This window comes from Streptomyces sp. NPDC079141 (assembly GCF_040686775.1).
In the GTDB taxonomy this organism is placed as follows: domain Bacteria; phylum Actinomycetota; class Actinomycetes; order Streptomycetales; family Streptomycetaceae; genus Streptomyces.
In genome coordinates, this window is the sequence record NZ_JBFBLP010000003.1 from 412,113 (window position 1) to 427,231 (window position 15,119).

Annotated in this window: 17 protein-coding genes; 11 read left to right on the forward strand and 6 right to left on the reverse strand. The window is 70.5% G+C overall.

Annotation, left to right across the window (positions count from 1 at the left end; genetic code table 11):
• Positions 1–36: 36 nt before the first annotated feature.
• Complete coding sequence (locus AB0Q90_RS11590) at positions 37–801, reverse strand: VOC family protein (RefSeq protein ID WP_363160484.1); 765 nt, start codon at positions 799–801, stop codon at positions 37–39.
• An 87-nt stretch (positions 802–888) separates the two neighbouring features.
• A complete protein-coding gene (locus AB0Q90_RS11595) occupies positions 889–1,281 on the reverse strand; it encodes a VOC family protein (protein ID WP_363160485.1) in 393 nt (130 codons plus the stop codon).
• A 123-nt stretch (positions 1,282–1,404) separates the two neighbouring features.
• Between AB0Q90_RS11595 and AB0Q90_RS11600 the strand changes: the two genes are divergently transcribed.
• Positions 1,405–1,941, forward strand: a complete 537-nt coding sequence (locus AB0Q90_RS11600; RefSeq protein WP_363160486.1) for a GNAT family N-acetyltransferase — start codon at positions 1,405–1,407, stop codon at positions 1,939–1,941.
• A gap of 18 nt (positions 1,942–1,959) precedes the next feature.
• Here the strand turns inward: AB0Q90_RS11600 and AB0Q90_RS11605 are convergent, their stop codons facing one another.
• Positions 1,960–2,643 carry a glycerophosphodiester phosphodiesterase family protein gene (locus tag AB0Q90_RS11605; RefSeq protein ID WP_363160487.1) on the reverse strand — a complete coding sequence of 228 codons (684 nt, stop codon included), beginning with the start codon at positions 2,641–2,643 and terminating at the stop codon, positions 1,960–1,962.
• A gap of 405 nt (positions 2,644–3,048) precedes the next feature.
• On the opposite strand from AB0Q90_RS11605, the gene AB0Q90_RS11610 reads away from it, so the two are divergent.
• The 3 genes from AB0Q90_RS11610 to AB0Q90_RS11620 are packed head-to-tail and all read left to right on the forward strand — an operon-like array spanning position 3,049 to position 6,304.
• On the forward strand, positions 3,049–4,446 hold the full coding sequence (locus tag AB0Q90_RS11610; protein WP_363160488.1) for a DUF6421 family protein: 1,398 nt from the start codon (positions 3,049–3,051) through the stop codon (positions 4,444–4,446).
• 41 nt (positions 4,447–4,487) lie between these two features.
• Positions 4,488–5,237, forward strand: coding sequence for an SDR family oxidoreductase (locus tag AB0Q90_RS11615; protein ID WP_363160489.1), 750 nt, complete (start codon positions 4,488–4,490; stop codon positions 5,235–5,237).
• On the forward strand, positions 5,234–6,304 hold the full coding sequence (locus AB0Q90_RS11620; RefSeq protein ID WP_363160490.1) for a low specificity L-threonine aldolase: 1,071 nt from the start codon (positions 5,234–5,236) through the stop codon (positions 6,302–6,304). The genes AB0Q90_RS11615 and AB0Q90_RS11620 overlap by 4 nt, the downstream gene beginning before the upstream one ends.
• An 81-nt stretch (positions 6,305–6,385) precedes the next feature.
• Here the strand turns inward: AB0Q90_RS11620 and AB0Q90_RS11625 are convergent, their stop codons facing one another.
• Complete coding sequence (locus tag AB0Q90_RS11625) at positions 6,386–7,153, reverse strand: calcium-binding protein (RefSeq protein ID WP_363160491.1); 768 nt, start codon at positions 7,151–7,153, stop codon at positions 6,386–6,388.
• A gap of 159 nt (positions 7,154–7,312) precedes the next feature.
• Here AB0Q90_RS11625 and AB0Q90_RS11630 point away from each other — a divergent pair, with 159 nt between their 5' ends.
• Positions 7,313–7,885 (forward strand): transglutaminase family protein, encoded by a 573-nt coding sequence (locus tag AB0Q90_RS11630; protein WP_363160492.1) that lies wholly within the window; start codon positions 7,313–7,315, stop codon positions 7,883–7,885.
• Between the two features lie 14 nt (positions 7,886–7,899).
• Positions 7,900–8,592 (forward strand): phenylalanine--tRNA ligase beta subunit-related protein, encoded by a 693-nt coding sequence (locus tag AB0Q90_RS11635; RefSeq protein ID WP_363160493.1) that lies wholly within the window; start codon positions 7,900–7,902, stop codon positions 8,590–8,592.
• An 11-nt stretch (positions 8,593–8,603) separates the two neighbouring features.
• Here AB0Q90_RS11635 and AB0Q90_RS11640 read toward each other — a convergent pair whose 3' ends face one another.
• Positions 8,604–9,332 (reverse strand): lysophospholipid acyltransferase family protein, encoded by a 729-nt coding sequence (locus AB0Q90_RS11640; RefSeq protein ID WP_363160495.1) that lies wholly within the window; start codon positions 9,330–9,332, stop codon positions 8,604–8,606.
• A gap of 322 nt (positions 9,333–9,654) precedes the next feature.
• On the opposite strand from AB0Q90_RS11640, the gene AB0Q90_RS11645 reads away from it, so the two are divergent.
• The 4 genes from AB0Q90_RS11645 to AB0Q90_RS11660 all read left to right on the forward strand — a co-directional run bounded on the left by AB0Q90_RS11645 (position 9,655) and on the right by AB0Q90_RS11660 (position 12,622).
• The gene (locus AB0Q90_RS11645) at positions 9,655–9,972 is read left to right on the forward strand and encodes a thioredoxin family protein (RefSeq protein ID WP_363160655.1); all 318 of its coding nucleotides are present in this window, start codon (positions 9,655–9,657) and stop codon (positions 9,970–9,972) included.
• Positions 9,973–10,087: 115 nt separating this feature from the next.
• On the forward strand, positions 10,088–10,597 hold the full coding sequence (locus AB0Q90_RS11650; protein ID WP_363160496.1) for a flavin reductase family protein: 510 nt from the start codon (positions 10,088–10,090) through the stop codon (positions 10,595–10,597).
• A 219-nt stretch (positions 10,598–10,816) separates the two neighbouring features.
• Positions 10,817–11,605, forward strand: coding sequence for an electron transfer flavoprotein subunit beta/FixA family protein (locus tag AB0Q90_RS11655; protein ID WP_363160497.1), 789 nt, complete (start codon positions 10,817–10,819; stop codon positions 11,603–11,605).
• Positions 11,606–11,659: 54 nt separating this feature from the next.
• Positions 11,660–12,622, forward strand: a complete 963-nt coding sequence (locus AB0Q90_RS11660) for an electron transfer flavoprotein subunit alpha/FixB family protein (RefSeq protein WP_363160498.1) — start codon at positions 11,660–11,662, stop codon at positions 12,620–12,622.
• 61 nt (positions 12,623–12,683) lie between these two features.
• On the opposite strand, the gene AB0Q90_RS11665 is transcribed toward AB0Q90_RS11660, so the two are convergent.
• Positions 12,684–13,589: an endonuclease/exonuclease/phosphatase family protein gene (locus AB0Q90_RS11665; RefSeq protein ID WP_363160500.1), complete on the reverse strand. Its 906-nt coding sequence runs from the start codon at positions 13,587–13,589 to the stop codon at positions 12,684–12,686.
• Between the two features lie 195 nt (positions 13,590–13,784).
• Between AB0Q90_RS11665 and AB0Q90_RS11670 the strand changes: the two genes are divergently transcribed.
• The gene (locus AB0Q90_RS11670; RefSeq protein WP_363160501.1) at positions 13,785–15,077 is read left to right on the forward strand and encodes an aldolase/citrate lyase family protein; all 1,293 of its coding nucleotides are present in this window, start codon (positions 13,785–13,787) and stop codon (positions 15,075–15,077) included.
• Positions 15,078–15,119: the final 42 nt, after the last annotated feature.

The following is a 15,119-nucleotide window of genomic DNA, read 5'->3' on the forward strand; positions in this document are numbered from 1 at the left end:
GCTAGGAGCTGGAGCGTGCTTCAACGCAAGGGCGACTCACTCCTCGTAGTCGCCGCGGTACACGCCGAACATCGCGCCCTGCGGATCCCGCAGCACCGCGATGCGCGGGCCCTCGGGCACCGAGGTGGGCTCCATCAGGGCGGTGCCGCCCGCTTCCGTCGTGGTGGCCGTGGTGTCGTCGACGTCCGCGACCGCGAAGTACGGCAGCCAGTGCGCCGGCACCTCGTGCGGGAACTTGTCGTCCATCGTCACCATGCCGCCGAAGTCGGCGCCGTCGATGCCCCACTGCGTGTAGTGCTCGGAGACGTTGACGCTCCAGCCGAACACGCTCGTGTAGAAGGCCACGGCACGCTCGGGGGCGCGGGTCATGAGCTCCACCCAGCCCAGGGAGCCGGGCGCATTGAGCACCCCGGCGCCCGGGAAGGTGTGCGCCTGCCACATCTGGAAGGCGGCCCCGGTCGGATCGAGCACCACCGCGAAGCGGCCCACGTCGAACACGTCCATCGGGCCGACCAGCACCGTCGCGCCGGCCGCCTCCGCCTTCGCCGCGGCGTCGTCCGCGTCCGCCACCGCGAACGAGACGTTCCAGGCGACCGGCTGCGACTCCTGGTACAGCGGCGACAGTGCGGCGACGGCGGCGTCCCCGAGGTGGGCGATCGTGTAGCCGCCCGCCTCCTGCCGCGGGTCCGTCTCGTGACGCCAGCCGAAGACCCGCGTGTAGAACCGTTTGGCCCCCTCAAGATCGCTGGTGCCCAGCTCGGTCCAGCAGGGGCCACCGGGAACCGGCTTGTCGAGCTTCATGGGCGTTCCTTCCGAAGGGATCCGAGGGAGGCCCCCACAAGCACGCTAAGCCCGGTCCCGACACCCGGCCATCCAAGGCCGCCCTCGCTAGATGCCCGGCCGATACCGCAGCGGATGGTCCAGCGGTGTCTCCACGAGGACGATCTGCGTGCCGTCCGGATCCGCGATCCACATCTCGATCAGCCCCCACGGCTCCTTCACCGGCGGCCGGACGATCTCCACGCCCCTGGCCTTGAGCTCCTCGTGCGTCGCTGCCGCGTCCTCGACCTGGAGCCACAGTTGCAGGGCCGGGGAGGGCGGGGTGTCGGAGAGGCCCGAGAGTTCCAGGAAGCCGCCGCCGAGGAAGTAGACGGTGCCGCGCTCCGGCCCCGTGCCGAACTCGCGCTGGACGGCGAGGCCCAGCTGTTCGCCGTAGAAGGCGCGGGAGCGCTCGGGGTCGACGGGGCGGAGCAGGATCCTGCTGCTGAGAACATGCACCATGCACCCGGAGCGTAGCGGCAGGGTTAGTCTCGTCGGTGCCCGAGCCGCGCCGGAGCACGAGCCGTGCCCGAGAGCGGACCCGGACGACGGACGAGCCGCACCCGAGAAGTGGAGACGCGCCCCATGGAGACCGCCACCGGACTGACCTTCCGCGATGCCACCGACGCCGACGTCGACGGCCTGGTCGCCCTGATCGAGTCGGCCTACCGGGGAGATTCGAGCCGGACCGGGTGGACCACCGAGGCGGACATCCTCCAAGGGCAGCGGACCGACCCACAGGGCGTGCTGGAGGTCATCAAGGCCGCCGACAGCCGGCTGCTGACGGTGGAGCGGGGCGGGCGGATCGTCGCCTGCTGCCAGCTGGAACACCGCGGCGCCCACGCCTACTTCGGCATGTTCGCGGTCAGCCCCGCGCTGCAGGGCGCGGGGCTGGGCAAGACCGTGATCGCCGCGGCCGAGCGCTCGGCCCGCGAGGCGTGGGGCGTGACGCAGATGCACATGACCGTGATCTCGGTGCGCGAGGACCTCATCGCCTGGTACGAGCGCCGCGGCTACCGCCGTACGGGAGAGATGACCCCCTTCCCGTACGGCGACGAGCGCTTCGGCATTCCGCAGCGCGACGACCTGCAGTTCGAGCTGCTGGTCAAGGAGCTCGCATAATCGTTACGGCGTTCGTCGTCACGCCGTGAAGCGGCCGGTGCGCTTGATCTCCGGGTAGTCGGTGGTGGCGCCGTCCAGTTGCAGGGCCCGCACCAGGCGCAGGTGGTCCTGGGTGTTCACCACCCAGCCGATAATCCGCAGATCCGCCTTGCGGGCCTCCTCCACCACCTCCAGGGTGAGCCGGCGGATGTTCAGGCAGACCGTTCCGGCGCCGGCCTCGACGGCGCGCTCCACGATGTCGACGCCGTAGCGGCTGCCGATCAGCGCGGTCCGCACGCCCGGCAGCAGCCGGGCGATCTCGGCGATCGCCTCGTCGTGGAACGAGGACACCTGCACCCGGGACACCAGGTCCCGTCGCTGCATTACCTCCGCCAGCGCCCGTGCCGCGGCCACGTCCTTGATCTCGGCCTGGAGCGGCGCCGTCACGGCCTCCAGGACCTCCTCGAAGACGGGCACCCGCTCGCCCTGGCCCGCGTCCAGGGCGCGCAGCTCCGCGAGGGTCTTCTCGGCGATCGGGCCGGAGCCGTCGGTCGTGCGGTCCACGTCCGTGTCGTGCATGACGACGAGCGCGCCGTCCTTGCTCAGATGCAGATCGAGTTCGATGACGTCGAGGCCGGCCTGCTGGGCGGCGACGAAGGAACGGAGGGTGTTCTCGGGTTCGACACCCATCACTCCGCGGTGACCGATGGTAAGGAAGTTCAAGGTTCGACTCGCTTCCGTCGACGGCGGCTCGGCACGCGCACGGACCGGAGGGGGACGTTCGCGCGGCAGGGCCGCAGCCTAACCGCCGGGGGCGGTGATGAAACCCGTGCGTACGCGGGGATTCGGGCCGCCGAGGGGCAGGATCCGGCCAGCACCTGGTGTGTACCCGCCCGGGCGCCGGGGCAGGCGGTCACCCGGGCGTGGGCGAGTCCCGCGGGTATTGACCGAGGGGCGGCGGCGACGGTGGCCGCTCCGGCACGCGCGAGCGCCACCCGCGCATCCGGCAGGAAAAAGTTCGGTGACAACCGGGTTTGAGCAGGAGATTTTCCCGGGACCCCCCTTGCTGAGCGAAACCCCCTATGCGTACGGTGTGCGTACGAGAGGTTCTCCCGTGGAGGATGGGACATGACGGAAATTCTTGTGCAGTCGGGTGTGGGGGAGCAGGTTCCTCCTGCGGTCAGGGTGGTGGAGCACCCGGCATGGCCCGTGCTCAAGGATGCCGTGGAGCGAATCCGGCCATGGCAGTCCAAGGACGGGTCGATCGACTTCGAGGCCGAGGGCGCCCCGGCCGCCGCCGACGCCGAGGCCGCGGTGGCCCGCGTCGCGACGGCCGTGGCGGAGCTGTCGCCGCTGCTGCCGCACGACGAGGCCTACCACAAGGCCCTCGTGCAGGACCTGCACCGCTGGGCCGAGGACGGTTTCCAGGTGCCGGACTTCCTCGACTCGCTGCTGGCCTTCCAGCCCGCCGCGAACCGCGCGGACGGCCTCCAGCACCTGGTGGTCTTCCCGATGTACACGCAGAACGGCAACCCGGACCGCAACCTCGAAGCGGTCGTGCTGCGCATGGTCTGGCCCGACTGGCTGGCCGAGCTGGAGCGCACCCGCTACGACAACCCGCTGTTCTGCGGCATCAAGTTCGAGGACTTCACGGCGGGCTACGACACCAACTCCGCCGTCCTCTTCCCGGAGACCATCGCCGTGCGCGAGGCGCCGGAACGATTCACCTGGGGCGGCATCTTCTGCGACCGCGAGGCCGCCCGCTTCCGCCGGGTGACCGACGCCGCCGTCGACATCCTCGGCCTTGAGCTGCCCGAGGACATCGCCGCGATGATCCACGACCAGAAGCGCTGCGAGGAGGCCTTCGTCCTGTGGGACATGGTCCACGACCGCACCCACAGCCACGGCGACCTGCCCTTCGACCCGTTCATGATCAAGCAGCGCCAGCCGTTCTGGATGTACGGCCTGGAGGAGCTGCGCTGCGACCTGACCGCCTTCAAGGAGGCCGTCAAGCTGGAGGCGGACGGCGTCGCGCAGGCCCGTGACGTGCAGTACGCGGTCCTGTTCGACCGCATGTTCCGCTTCCCCGTCACCGGCGACCGGGTCCGCAACTACGACGGCCTCGGCGGCCAGCTGCTCTTCGCCTACCTGCACAAGCACGATGTCGTCCGCTGGACCGACAACAAGCTCTTCATCGACTGGCAGCGCGCCCCGCAGGTCACCAACCAGCTGTGCGGCGAGATCGAGAAGCTGTACCGCGACGGCATCGACCGCCCCAAGCTCGTCCACTGGTTCGCCGGCTACGAGCTGGTCTCCACCTACCTCGCCCCGCACCCCGGCTCCAAGTGGGCCAAGGGCCCGGACGCCCTGGACCTGACCCAGCCGCCGCGCAAGCTCGTCGATGACGTGCTTCCGGACGAGTTTCCCCTGAGCATGTTCTATGAGGCCCTGTCCAAGAAGCTGAAGAACGTGATCGCCTCGGCCCGGGGCATCACGGCGGACAGCGCCGAGCGAGTCGCCGCGTGAGCGACCGCACCACTGGAACCACGGCTCAGGAGGCGAAGAACATGGCGGGGAACGGAGCTCTCAGCGGTGCGGTGATCGCGGTGGCCGGCGCGGGCGGACCCGCCGGCCGGGCGACCCTGCTCAGGCTGGCCGAGGCGGGCGCGACCGTGGTCGGCGCCGACAACGACCCCGAGCGTCTGGCGGAGGCCGTCGACGCGGCCCGCTACGCCGCGGGCGGCGCCACCGTCACCGGTGAGCCCGTCGACCTGCTCGACCTGGACTCGACCCGGGAGTGGGCCGACCGGATCGAGAAGGACTTCGGACGGGTCGACGGACTGGTCCACCTGGTCGGCGGCTGGCGCGGCAGCGAGACCTTCGTCAAGACCAGCCTCGACGACTGGGACTTTCTGGAGCTGCTGCTCATCCGCACCGTGCAGCACACCTCGCTGGCCTTCTTCGAGGGCCTGCAGCGCAGTGCACTCGGGCGGTACGTGCTGATCAGCGCCGCCGGTGCCTCCAAGCCGACGGCCGGGAACGCCGCGTACGCCGCCGCCAAGGCCGCCGCCGAGGCCTGGACGCTGGCACTGGCCGACGCCTTCCGCAAGGCCGGGGGCGCCGACGGACCGACGTCCGCGGCTGCGATCCTGGTGGTGAAGGCGTTGGTGCACGACGCGATGCGCGCCGAGCGGCCCAACGCGAAGTTCGCGGGCTTCACGGACGTCAAGGACCTCGCCGAGGCCATCACCGGCGTCTGGAACCAGCCCGCCGCGGAAGTGAACGGAAAGCGTCTGTGGCTCACCGAGAAGCCGTGAACCCCCCGAAGACCGACGCGCGTCGCCACCACGACCCGCAGAGCCGGGGTTTCGCCAGCGACAACTACGCCGGGGCCCACCCGGAGGTGCTGGCCGCGCTGGCCCTGGCCAACGGCGGCCACCAGGTCGCCTACGGCGAGGACGTGTACACGGAGAACCTCCAGCGGATCATCCGCAGCCACTTCGGGCCCACCGCGGAGGCGTTCCCGGTCTTCAACGGCACCGGCGCCAATGTCGTCGCGCTCCAGGCGGTCACCGACCGCTGGGGCGCGGTGATCTGCGCCGAGAGCGCGCACATCAACGTCGACGAGGGCGGCGCCCCCGAGCGCATGGGTGGCCTGAAGCTGCTCACCGTGCCCACCCCGGACGGCAAGCTCACCCCCGAGCTGATCGACCGGCAGGCCTGGGGCTGGGAGGACGAGCACCGCGCGATGCCGCAGGTCGTCTCGATCACCCAGAGCACCGAACTCGGCACCCTGTACACGCCCGAGGAGATCCGCGCGATCTGCGACCACGCCCACGCGCGCGGCATGAAGGTGCACCTCGACGGCTCCCGGATAGCCAACGCGGCGGCCTCCCTGGACGTCCCGATGCGGACGTTCACCAACGCCGTCGGCGTGGACATCCTCTCCCTGGGCGGGACGAAGAACGGCGCCCTGTTCGGCGAGGCGGTCGTGGTCATCAACCAGGACGCCGTCAGCCACATGAAGCATCTGCGCAAGCTGTCCATGCAGCTCGCCTCCAAGATGCGTTTTGTGTCGGTGCAGTTGGAGGCGCTGCTCGCCAAGGACCTGTGGCTGCGCAACGCCCGCCATGCCAACGACATGGCCCAGCGGCTGGCGGAGGGCGTACGTGCCGTGCACGGCGTGGAGCTCCTCTACCCGGTGCAGGCCAACGGCGTCTTCGCCAAGCTCCCGCACGACGTGAGCGAGCGGCTGCAGAAGCGGTTCCGGTTCTACTTCTGGGACGAGGCCGAGGGCGTCGTGCGCTGGATGTGCGCCTTCGACACGACCGAGGAGGACGTGGACGCCTTCGTGGCGGCGCTGAAGGAGGAGATGGCGCGCTAGGCGCCTTCGTTCGTGCCCCCGTGGTCGGCTCTGACCACGGGGGCACGAACGTGTCCCGGTGGGGGTGGAGCCGAATGCCGGCTAGCGCACCTCGACCCGGTCGCCCTGCGATGTCGCACCCGTGGAGACGGAGTTGGCGGTGAACCGCCAGCGCCAGGTGCCGGTGGCGTTCGCGGTGACCTTGGTGCGCAGTTTCCCGGCACTGTCGGCGGTGACCGTCGTGACGGTCTTGAAGGTGTCGGTGCCGGACTTGCGGAACTGGAGGGCCACCGGCCTGCCCGCGTAGCCGTCCCAGACGTTGGTGTCCCAGTTGGCCCGCCGGAGCCATCCCGTGACGGTGAGCGTGCCGCCCTTGTCGACCGGCTCGGGCGTGGCCTGGGTGGTCTCCAGCCTGGTGTGCCGCTTGACGTTCAGCGGGGCGCCCGGCGACAGGTGGTGGGAGTCCCCGTCGACGGCCACCGCCTTGGCCTTGAAGTGCCACTCGCCCGCCGCGCTGTTGCGCAGGTCCTGCGCGTCCGTGCCGTCCGGCGAGAGCGGGAAGCTGTAGACGCAGCTCATGGTGGTCGCGCTCGGTGCCGTGCACTCGTTGCGGGTGGGACGTATGACCAGCCCGTCGGGGCCCACAATCTTGGGCCCGACAACGCCGGCGATTCCCGAGTCGTCCGTGGCGGTCAGCGTCACGCCGACCGATGTCCCGAGCGTGGCGCCGACGGCGGTGGTCACCTTGGAAGCGGCGGCCGACGTGATCCGGGTGTCGCCCACGATCGTGTCGGCGTGGGCGGCGGGTGCCGTGGCGGCGAGGACGACCAGGGGTGCGGCGGTGGCGGCCGCCGCATAGCGCTTGCGCATGGTTCTCCCAGCACGAGGGGCCGGATCATGGTCCGGATGTGGGGGAGACCCGCGAGGAGGTCACGGGGTTGTACGGACACACTCCGGGTGGTGCATAGATATGCGGTGTACCGGAAAGTCATTGACGGTTGAGTGATCGTATTCCTATGCTCTGCGGACATGGAGCTCATCCAGGAAACCTCCGACCTGTCCGCATACTTGGCCGCTGACGAGGTCATCGACCACGACCATCCACGGGTCCGCGAGACTGCCGCCCGGCTCGCGGCGCAGGCCGAGGATTCGTATGCCTATGCGCGACTGGCCTTCGAGTTCGTGCGTGACACCATCCCGCACTCCCAGGACTCCGGCGACCCGCGTGTCACCTGGCGCGCCTCCGACGTCCTGGAGCAGCGCACCGGCATCTGCTACGCCAAGTCCCACGCCCTGGCCGCGCTGTTGCGCGCCGAGGACATCCCCACGGCGCTGTGCTACCAGAAGTTCGAGGCCGTCCACGGGCTGGTCGCCGTGCGGTTCAACGGGGCCTGGCACCGGCAGGATCCACGGGGCGGTGAGCCGGGGGCCGCGGGGGTGTTCTCCCTCGAAGGTGAGCGGCTGCCCTTCCTGCCCGACCCGGAGTTCAATGAAGTGGACTACGGGGTCCTGTACGCTAAACCGCATCCGGCGGTACTCGACGCCCTTCGGGCCGCGCCCGACGCCGCGTACCTCCAGAAGACGCTCCCGACCGCACTCTGACGCAAAGGCGCACCATGACTCTCGCCCTGACCGTGTCCGACGAGGTGCGCGCCCTCGCGCCCGGCTTCACGCACATCGCCATCGAGGCGCACGGACTCGTCAACGGACCCAGCACGGACCGCAGTTCCGAGGTCCTCGACGACGCGGCCCGCCGCCTGGCGCTGCGCCTGGACGGGCGCGCCCCGCACGAGGAGCCGCACATGGCCGCCTGGCGCGAGACGTACACGGCCTTCGGCTCCAAGCCGTCGCGGACCCGCAACTCGGCGGAGGCGCTGGCCAAGAGGGCACTGTCGGACGCCGGGCTGCCCCGGATCAACCTGCTCGTCGACCTCTACAACGCCATCAGCGTCGCCCACCTGATCCCGGTGGGCGGCGAGGACCTGGACCGCATCCAGGGCGGCATGCGCCTCGTCCGGGCGAGCGGCGCGGAGGACTTCGTGACCGTCGCGGGAGGCGAGGAGGCCGTCGAGCACCCCGACGCCGGCGAGGTCGTCTGGCGCGACGACGCGGGCGTGACCTGCCGCCGCTGGAACTGGCGCCAGGGACCGCGCACCCGGCTCACCGAGGAGAGCGTCTCGGCGATCTTCCTGCTGGAGAGCCTGGCGCCGATGCCGGTCGGCGACGTCGAGAAGGCGGCCGCCGAACTCGCCGGGCTGCTGGAGGAGTTCAGCCCGGGGGCACGGATCGACGTCCACGCCCCCGCGTAACGGACCCCCGCTCAGCGGGCCTCCGCCGCGCGCACCTGCTCCGGAGTCGGCGCCGTACCGCCCAGGTGTGCCGGCATCCACCAGGTGTCGCTCGCGTCCTTGGGGCGCACCGGGTAGGCGCGCTGCGCGGCCTCCAGCAGCTCCTGGACGCGCTCGCGCACCTGGCGGGTGATGGCCCCCGCGTACTTGTCCTTGGACGCCTCGATCGCCTCGCCGACGCGGATGGTGACCGGGGTGTGGCTGCGCTTGAAGTTGCGCGGGTGGCCCTTGGTCCACAGCCGCTGGGTGCCCCACACCGCCATCGGGATCAGCGGGACGCCGGCCTCCTGGGCCAGCCGGGCGGCGCCCGACTTGAAGCTCTTCAGCGTGAACGACTGCGAGATCGTCGCCTCCGGGAAGACCCCGACGATCTCACCCGAGCGCAGCGACTGCAGCGCGTGCTGGTAGGCCGCCTCGCCCTGCTTGCGGTCCACGGGGATGTGCTTCATCCCGCGCATCAGCGGACCGGAGATCTTGTGCCGGAAGACGGACTCCTTCGCCATGAACCGCACCAGGCGCTTCTGGGGGAGGGCCGCCAGGCCGTTGAAGATGAAGTCCAGGTAGCTGATGTGGTTGCTCACCAGCACCGCGCCGCCCGAGCGTGGGATGTTCTCCGAACCCTTGCAGTCGATCTTGAGGTCCCACGCCTTGAACATCGTGAGGGCGAGACCGACGACGGGACGGTAGACAAGCTCTGCCATGGACGGGGTGGACCCTTCCTTCTCTGCCAGGGAAGGGAGCTCCTGGCGGAAAGCTACGGAGCCGTAGGTTTACGGCATCTCGCAGATCGTGCCCCAAGAACGCGTGGGGAGCCAGTCCTGGTGCCCGGGAACGGCGAGATCCTCGTCACGTCGCCCCTTGATCCACCTCGGCTTTTTATCGTGCCTTTACTTCACGCGTACCGTCACTTGCCGCGTGAGCAGGCGTAATTCACACACCCGGCGTGCACCGAACAGAGGGCCGGGAATGTTCGCGGCTTCGCAAGTGCTGGGGCAGGGGACGGACTTTGCGGAACGGAGAGCACTGGTGGGCGGAACACGACTCGGGCCGGCCGAACTGGGCCGGGAACTCGGCGAGCGTGCCACCCTTGTGCAGTTCTCCAGCGCCTTCTGCGCCCCCTGCCGGGCGACACGACGCGTTCTCGACGAGGTGGCCGGCATGGTCCCGGGCGTCACCCACGTCGAGATCGACGCCGAGGCCCGCCTGGAACTCGTACGGGACCTGGAGATCCTCAAGACCCCGACCGTACTGGTCCTCGACGCCGAAGGGCGCGTGGTGCGCCGGGCCACCGGGCAGCCGCGCAAGGCGGACGTGATCGCCGCCCTCGGGGAGGCTGTGTGACGGGCGACGGACCGAGGGTGAGTCATCTCCCACATCACGGACGGAACTTGACTGTGTGCACCACCTATCGTCAGTCTGACCGTATGTCCCCGGTGCTCCTCCTTTCCAGGTGTCCATGACGGCCGGCCCCGACCTCGACACCGCCCGGCTCGCCTCCCCCGAGCTGCTCCGCTCCGTCTTCCGACGGCACGCGGCCGGTGTCGCGGTGATCACCGCCCGTGGCGAGTCCGGCCCCGTCGGCTTCACCGCCACCTCCCTGACCTCGGTCTCGGCCGAGCCCCCGATGCTGTCCTTCGGCATCGGCACCGGCTCCTCCAGCTGGCCCGCGGTGGCCGAGGCCGGCCATGTCGGCGTGCACATACTCGGCGAGCGCCAGCGGGAGCTGGCCGCCACCTTCGCCCGCAGCGGCGCCGACCGGTTCGGGGCGCCCACCGCCTGGCGCGAGGGTCCCGAGGGGGTGCCCGTCCTCGACGGCGTCCTGGCCTGGCTGGTGTGCCGGGTCGTCGCGCGCGTGCCCGCCGGGGACCACCGGATCGTGCTGGCCGAGGTCGTGCGGGGTGACCACACGGCCCCCGGACGGCCACTGCTGTACCACCAGGGGCAGTTCACCGCACTGCGTGACTGATCACGCACCGGACCGTTCTGCGAAGCCGTCGAGTTCCGATTACGCTGCGTTGCAAAGGTCACAGTTCAAAGCGCTTGCTTAGCGGGAACGAACTGGGTGTACTGACGAGTAATATTTCGCTCGGAGCGCGGGTCGCCCCGAGCGGGAACGGCCACTTGGGGCGCCTATGCTGCCTGCAAGTAGGCAGCAGAGAAATGTCGACGCAGTAGGAGAGCCGGCGTGAGCTTGAGGATCGTTGTCACTGTGAAGTACGTGCCCGACGCCACTGGCGACCGGCACTTCGCCGATGACCTGACCGTCGACCGGGACGACGTGGACGGTCTGCTCTCCGAGCTCGACGAGTACGCGGTCGAGCAGGCGCTGCAGATCTCCGAGAACTCCGACGACGACGTGGAGATCACCGTTCTGACGGTGGGCCCGGAGGACGCCAAGGACGCGCTGCGCAAGGCGCTGTCGATGGGCGCCGACAAGGCCATCCACGTCGACGACGAGGACCTGCACGGCACCGACGCCATCGGCACCTCCCTGGTGCTGGCCAAGGCCATCGAGAAGGCCGGCTACGACCTGGTCATCTCCGGCATGGCCTCCACCGACGGCACCATGGGTGTCGTCCCGGCCCTGCTGGCCGAGCGCCTGGGCGTCCCGCAGGTCACGCTGCTGTCCGAGGTCTCCGTCGAGGACGGCACGGTCAAGGGCCGCCGCGACGGCGACGCCGCCTCCGAGCAGCTTGAGGCCTCCCTGCCGGCGGTCGTGTCGGTCACCGACCAGTCGGGCGAGGCGCGTTACCCGTCCTTCAAGGGCATCATGGCGGCCAAGAAGAAGCCGGTTCAGTCCTGGGAGCTGGACGACCTGGACATCGAGGCCGACGAGGTCGGTCTGGAGGGCTCCTACACGGTGGTCGACTCCGCGGCCGAGCGTCCGGCCCGTACCGCCGGCACGATCGTCAAGGACGAGGGCGAGGGCGGCAAGCAGCTCGCTGAGTTCCTCGCGGGCCAGAAGTTCATCTGAGCCCGGATTCGCTGACCGCCCCTCATCTTTCGTAAGCAGGAGAGAAGAAGTCCCATGGCTGAAGTTCTCGTCTACGTCGACCACGTGGACGGCGCCGTCCGCAAGCCCACCCTGGAGCTGCTGACGCTCGCCCGCCGCATCGGCGAGCCCGTCGCCGTCGCGCTGGGAGGCGGCGCCGCCGACACCGCCGCCGCGCTCGCCGAGCACGGCGCGGTCAAGGTCCTCACCCACGACGCCTCCGAGTACGCCGACTACCTGGTCGTCCCCAAGGTCGACGCCCTGCAGGCCGCCTACGAGGCCGTCTCCCCGGCCGCCGTGCTGGTGCCGTCCTCCGCCGAGGGCAAGGAGATCGCCGCCCGTCTGGCGCTGCGCATCGGCTCCGGCATCATCACCGACGCCATCGACCTTGAGGCCGGCGACGAGGGCCCGGTGGCCACCCAGTCGGTGTTCGCCGCCGCCTTCACCACCAAGTCCCGTGTCTCCAAGGGCACCCCGGTCATCACGGTCAAGCCCAACAGCGCGGCCGTCGAGGCCGCCCCGGCCGCCGGTGCGGTCGAGGCGCTGGCCGTGACCTTCTCCGACAAGGCCACCGGCACCAAGGTCACCGCGCGCACCCCGCGCGAGTCGACCGGCCGCCCGGAGCTGACCGAGGCCGCGATCGTCGTCTCCGGCGGCCGCGGTGTGAACGGCGCGGAGAACTTCGCGATCATCGAGGCCCTCGCCGACTCCCTCGGTGCGGCCGTCGGTGCCTCGCGCGCCGCCGTCGACGCCGGCTGGTACCCGCACACCAACCAGGTCGGCCAGACCGGTAAGTCGGTCTCGCCGCAGCTGTACATCGCCAACGGCATCTCCGGCGCCATCCAGCACCGCGCCGGTATGCAGACCTCGAAGACGATCGTGGCGGTCAACAAGGACGCCGAGGCCCCGATCTTCGACCTGGTCGACTACGGCGTGGTCGGCGACCTGTTCGACGTCGTCCCGCAGCTGACCGAGGAGATCAAGGCCCGCAAGGGCTGATCCGCCGCAGGCTGTACGAGGCCCCCGCGACCGTTCTGACGGCCGCGGGGGCCTCGGCCGTTCACCCCAGGCTCAGCGAGGCCTGCACCGGCAGATGGTCGCTCGGGAACTGGCCGTCCTCGGCGAACGTGTTGATCTGCGCCCAGTGTGCCGTCACGCCCGGCGTGGCCAGGATCCAGTCGATCCGGTCGCCGCCCGGCGTCAGCGGCCGGTAGCCGTGAAAGGTCCCGTACGGGGCGCTGCGCTCGCGGGCGGTCTCCCAGGTGTCGACGAGCCCGGCGCCCAGGAGCGTGTCGTAGACCGTGTTCCTGTGGGCGGCGACGTTGAAGTCCCCGGTGACCACGACCGGCAGGGAGCGGTCCAGGCCGGTGATGCGCTCGGCGAGGAGGCCGGCGCTGCGGGTGCGCGCGTACGGGCTCGCGTGGTCGAAGTGCGTGTTCAGGACGTAGAACTCCCGCTCACCCTTGCGCAGATCGCGGAAGCGGACCCAGGTGACCATGCGGGCGAAGGCGGCGCCCCAGGTGTTCGAGCCGATCACGTACGGGGTGTCGGAGAGCCAGAAGTGGTCGTACTCCAGCGGGGCGAGGCGGCGGCGGTCGTAGAAGATCGCCATGGACTCGTCGCCGCTGCCCCGTAAGCGGCCCGTGCCCACCCAGTCGTAGTGCCGGCCCAGATCGGCGTCGATGTCGAGCAGTTGCGGGAAGAGGCCCTCCTGGGTGCCGATGACGTGCGGGGCCTCGTGGCGCAGCAGTTCGCGCATCACCGGTCTGCGCACCGCCCAGCTGTGCGGCTCGGTGGTGCTCGCGAAGCGCAGGTTGAAGGACATGACCTCCAGATGGCGGGGCGGGCGCTCCCGCGCCGCGGCGGACGACTGCGGCAGTGCTGTACTGGACAGAGGCGTGGTGACCGCGGCGGCCAGCGCGGCCTTGAGGACCGGACGGCGCGTGACTCGGCTGAGGTGCGGCACGGGGGCTCCTTCGCTGGGAACGGCCGGACGAGTCGTGCGTACGGGAGTGTCTTACCGCGGTGTGAGGTGGGCGTGAACATGGCGAGGTGACGGAGTGGCTCCCCGTGGACACGGTGTTGACCATCCGAAGGTGCCCGGATAACTTCATTCTACGGATTGTTGATTCCGTACAGCGGAAAACAGGAGGGTGTGGGAATGGGTCAGGGCCAGCAGGAGACGGTGGCGACGAGCCTCGCGGGCGCCGTGAGCGAGGAGATCAGCGCCTCCCTCGCGCCGGTCGACGCCGAACTGGAGCGCCGCTACCCCGGAGACCCCGGCACCCGCCAGCCCGTCCACACCGTGTACGTGCCCGGCGACGTCTTCGCCGCCGACACCATCCGCTCCTGGGGCGACCAGGCCCTCGGACTCCTCGACGAACACGCCCCCGACGCCGCCTCCTTCGCCGCCGTCCTCGGCCTGTCCGACGAACTCGCCGAGCCCGTCCACGCGCGCGTGCGGGCCAAGCTGGAGCGCGAGCCGATCGAGGACCTGCGCGTCGACTTCGAGGACGGCTACAGCGGCGCCGACGAGGACCAGGACGCCGCCCGCGCCGCCCGCCTGATCGCCGAGGCCTACGCGGGCGGCACGGCAGCCCCGTACATGGGCATCCGCATGAAGTGCATGGAGTCCGCCGTACGCGACCGCGGCATCCGCACCCTCGACATCTTCCTCACCGGTCTGATCGAGGCCGGCGGCCTGCCCGACGGACTCGTCCTGACGCTGCCCAAGGTCACCTACCCCGAGCAGGTCACCGCCATGGTGCGGCTGCTGGAGGCCTTCGAGAAGGCCCGCGGTCTTGAGCCCGGCCGGCTCGGCTTCGAGATCCAGATCGAGACCAGCCAGTCCATCCTCGCCAGCGACGGCACCGCCACCGTCGCCCGGATGATCCAGGCCGCCGAGGGCCGCGCAACCGGACTGCACTACGGCACCTTCGACTACAGCGCCTGCCTCGGTGTCTCCGCCGCCTACCAGGCCAGCGACCACCCGGCCGCCGACCACGCCAAGGCGATCATGCAGGTCGCCGCCGCGGGGACGGGCGTACGCGTGTCGGACGGCTCCACCAACGTCCTGCCGGTCGGCACCACGCAGAAGGTGCACGACGCCTGGCGGCTGCACTACGGGCTGACCCGCCGCGCTCTCGCGCGCGCCTACTACCAGGGCTGGGACATGCACCCCGGTCACATCCCGACCCGGTACGCGGCCGTCTTCGCCTTCTACCGGGAGGGCTTCGAGCAGGCGGCGGCCCGTCTCGCCCGGTACGCCAACCGGGCCGGGGGCGACGTCATGGACGAGCCCGCCACCGCCAAGGCCCTCAGCGGGTATCTGCTGCGCGGGCTGGACTGCGGGGCGCTGGACACGGCGGAGGTCGCTCGGCTCACCGGGCTCACCCGGGCCGATCTGGAAGGGTTCGCGGCGCCTCGGCGCGGCGACCTGACGATCTCCCACTGATCCGCGGCGCCGCCCGGGCCGGCGGCGCCGTCACTTCCGCCC

What these genes read in the sequence shown, in the direction of transcription:
- AB0Q90_RS11590 (WP_363160484.1), bottom strand. Translation starts at nt 801, where the DNA reads ATGAAGCTCGACAAGCCGGTTCCCGGTGGCCCCTGCTGGACCGAGCTG.
- AB0Q90_RS11595 (WP_363160485.1), bottom strand. Translation starts at nt 1,281, where the DNA reads ATGGTGCATGTTCTCAGCAGCAGGATCCTGCTCCGCCCCGTCGACCCC.
- AB0Q90_RS11600 (WP_363160486.1), top strand. Translation starts at nt 1,405, where the DNA reads ATGGAGACCGCCACCGGACTGACCTTCCGCGATGCCACCGACGCCGAC.
- AB0Q90_RS11610 (WP_363160488.1), top strand. Translation starts at nt 3,049, where the DNA reads ATGACGGAAATTCTTGTGCAGTCGGGTGTGGGGGAGCAGGTTCCTCCT.
- AB0Q90_RS11615 (WP_363160489.1), top strand. Translation starts at nt 4,488, where the DNA reads ATGGCGGGGAACGGAGCTCTCAGCGGTGCGGTGATCGCGGTGGCCGGC.
- AB0Q90_RS11625 (WP_363160491.1), bottom strand. Translation starts at nt 7,153, where the DNA reads ATGCGCAAGCGCTATGCGGCGGCCGCCACCGCCGCACCCCTGGTCGTC.
- AB0Q90_RS11630 (WP_363160492.1), top strand. Translation starts at nt 7,313, where the DNA reads ATGGAGCTCATCCAGGAAACCTCCGACCTGTCCGCATACTTGGCCGCT.
- AB0Q90_RS11635 (WP_363160493.1), top strand. Translation starts at nt 7,900, where the DNA reads ATGACTCTCGCCCTGACCGTGTCCGACGAGGTGCGCGCCCTCGCGCCC.
- AB0Q90_RS11640 (WP_363160495.1), bottom strand. Translation starts at nt 9,332, where the DNA reads ATGGCAGAGCTTGTCTACCGTCCCGTCGTCGGTCTCGCCCTCACGATG.
- AB0Q90_RS11650 (WP_363160496.1), top strand. Translation starts at nt 10,088, where the DNA reads ATGACGGCCGGCCCCGACCTCGACACCGCCCGGCTCGCCTCCCCCGAG.
- AB0Q90_RS11660 (WP_363160498.1), top strand. Translation starts at nt 11,660, where the DNA reads ATGGCTGAAGTTCTCGTCTACGTCGACCACGTGGACGGCGCCGTCCGC.
- AB0Q90_RS11670 (WP_363160501.1), top strand. Translation starts at nt 13,785, where the DNA reads ATGGGTCAGGGCCAGCAGGAGACGGTGGCGACGAGCCTCGCGGGCGCC.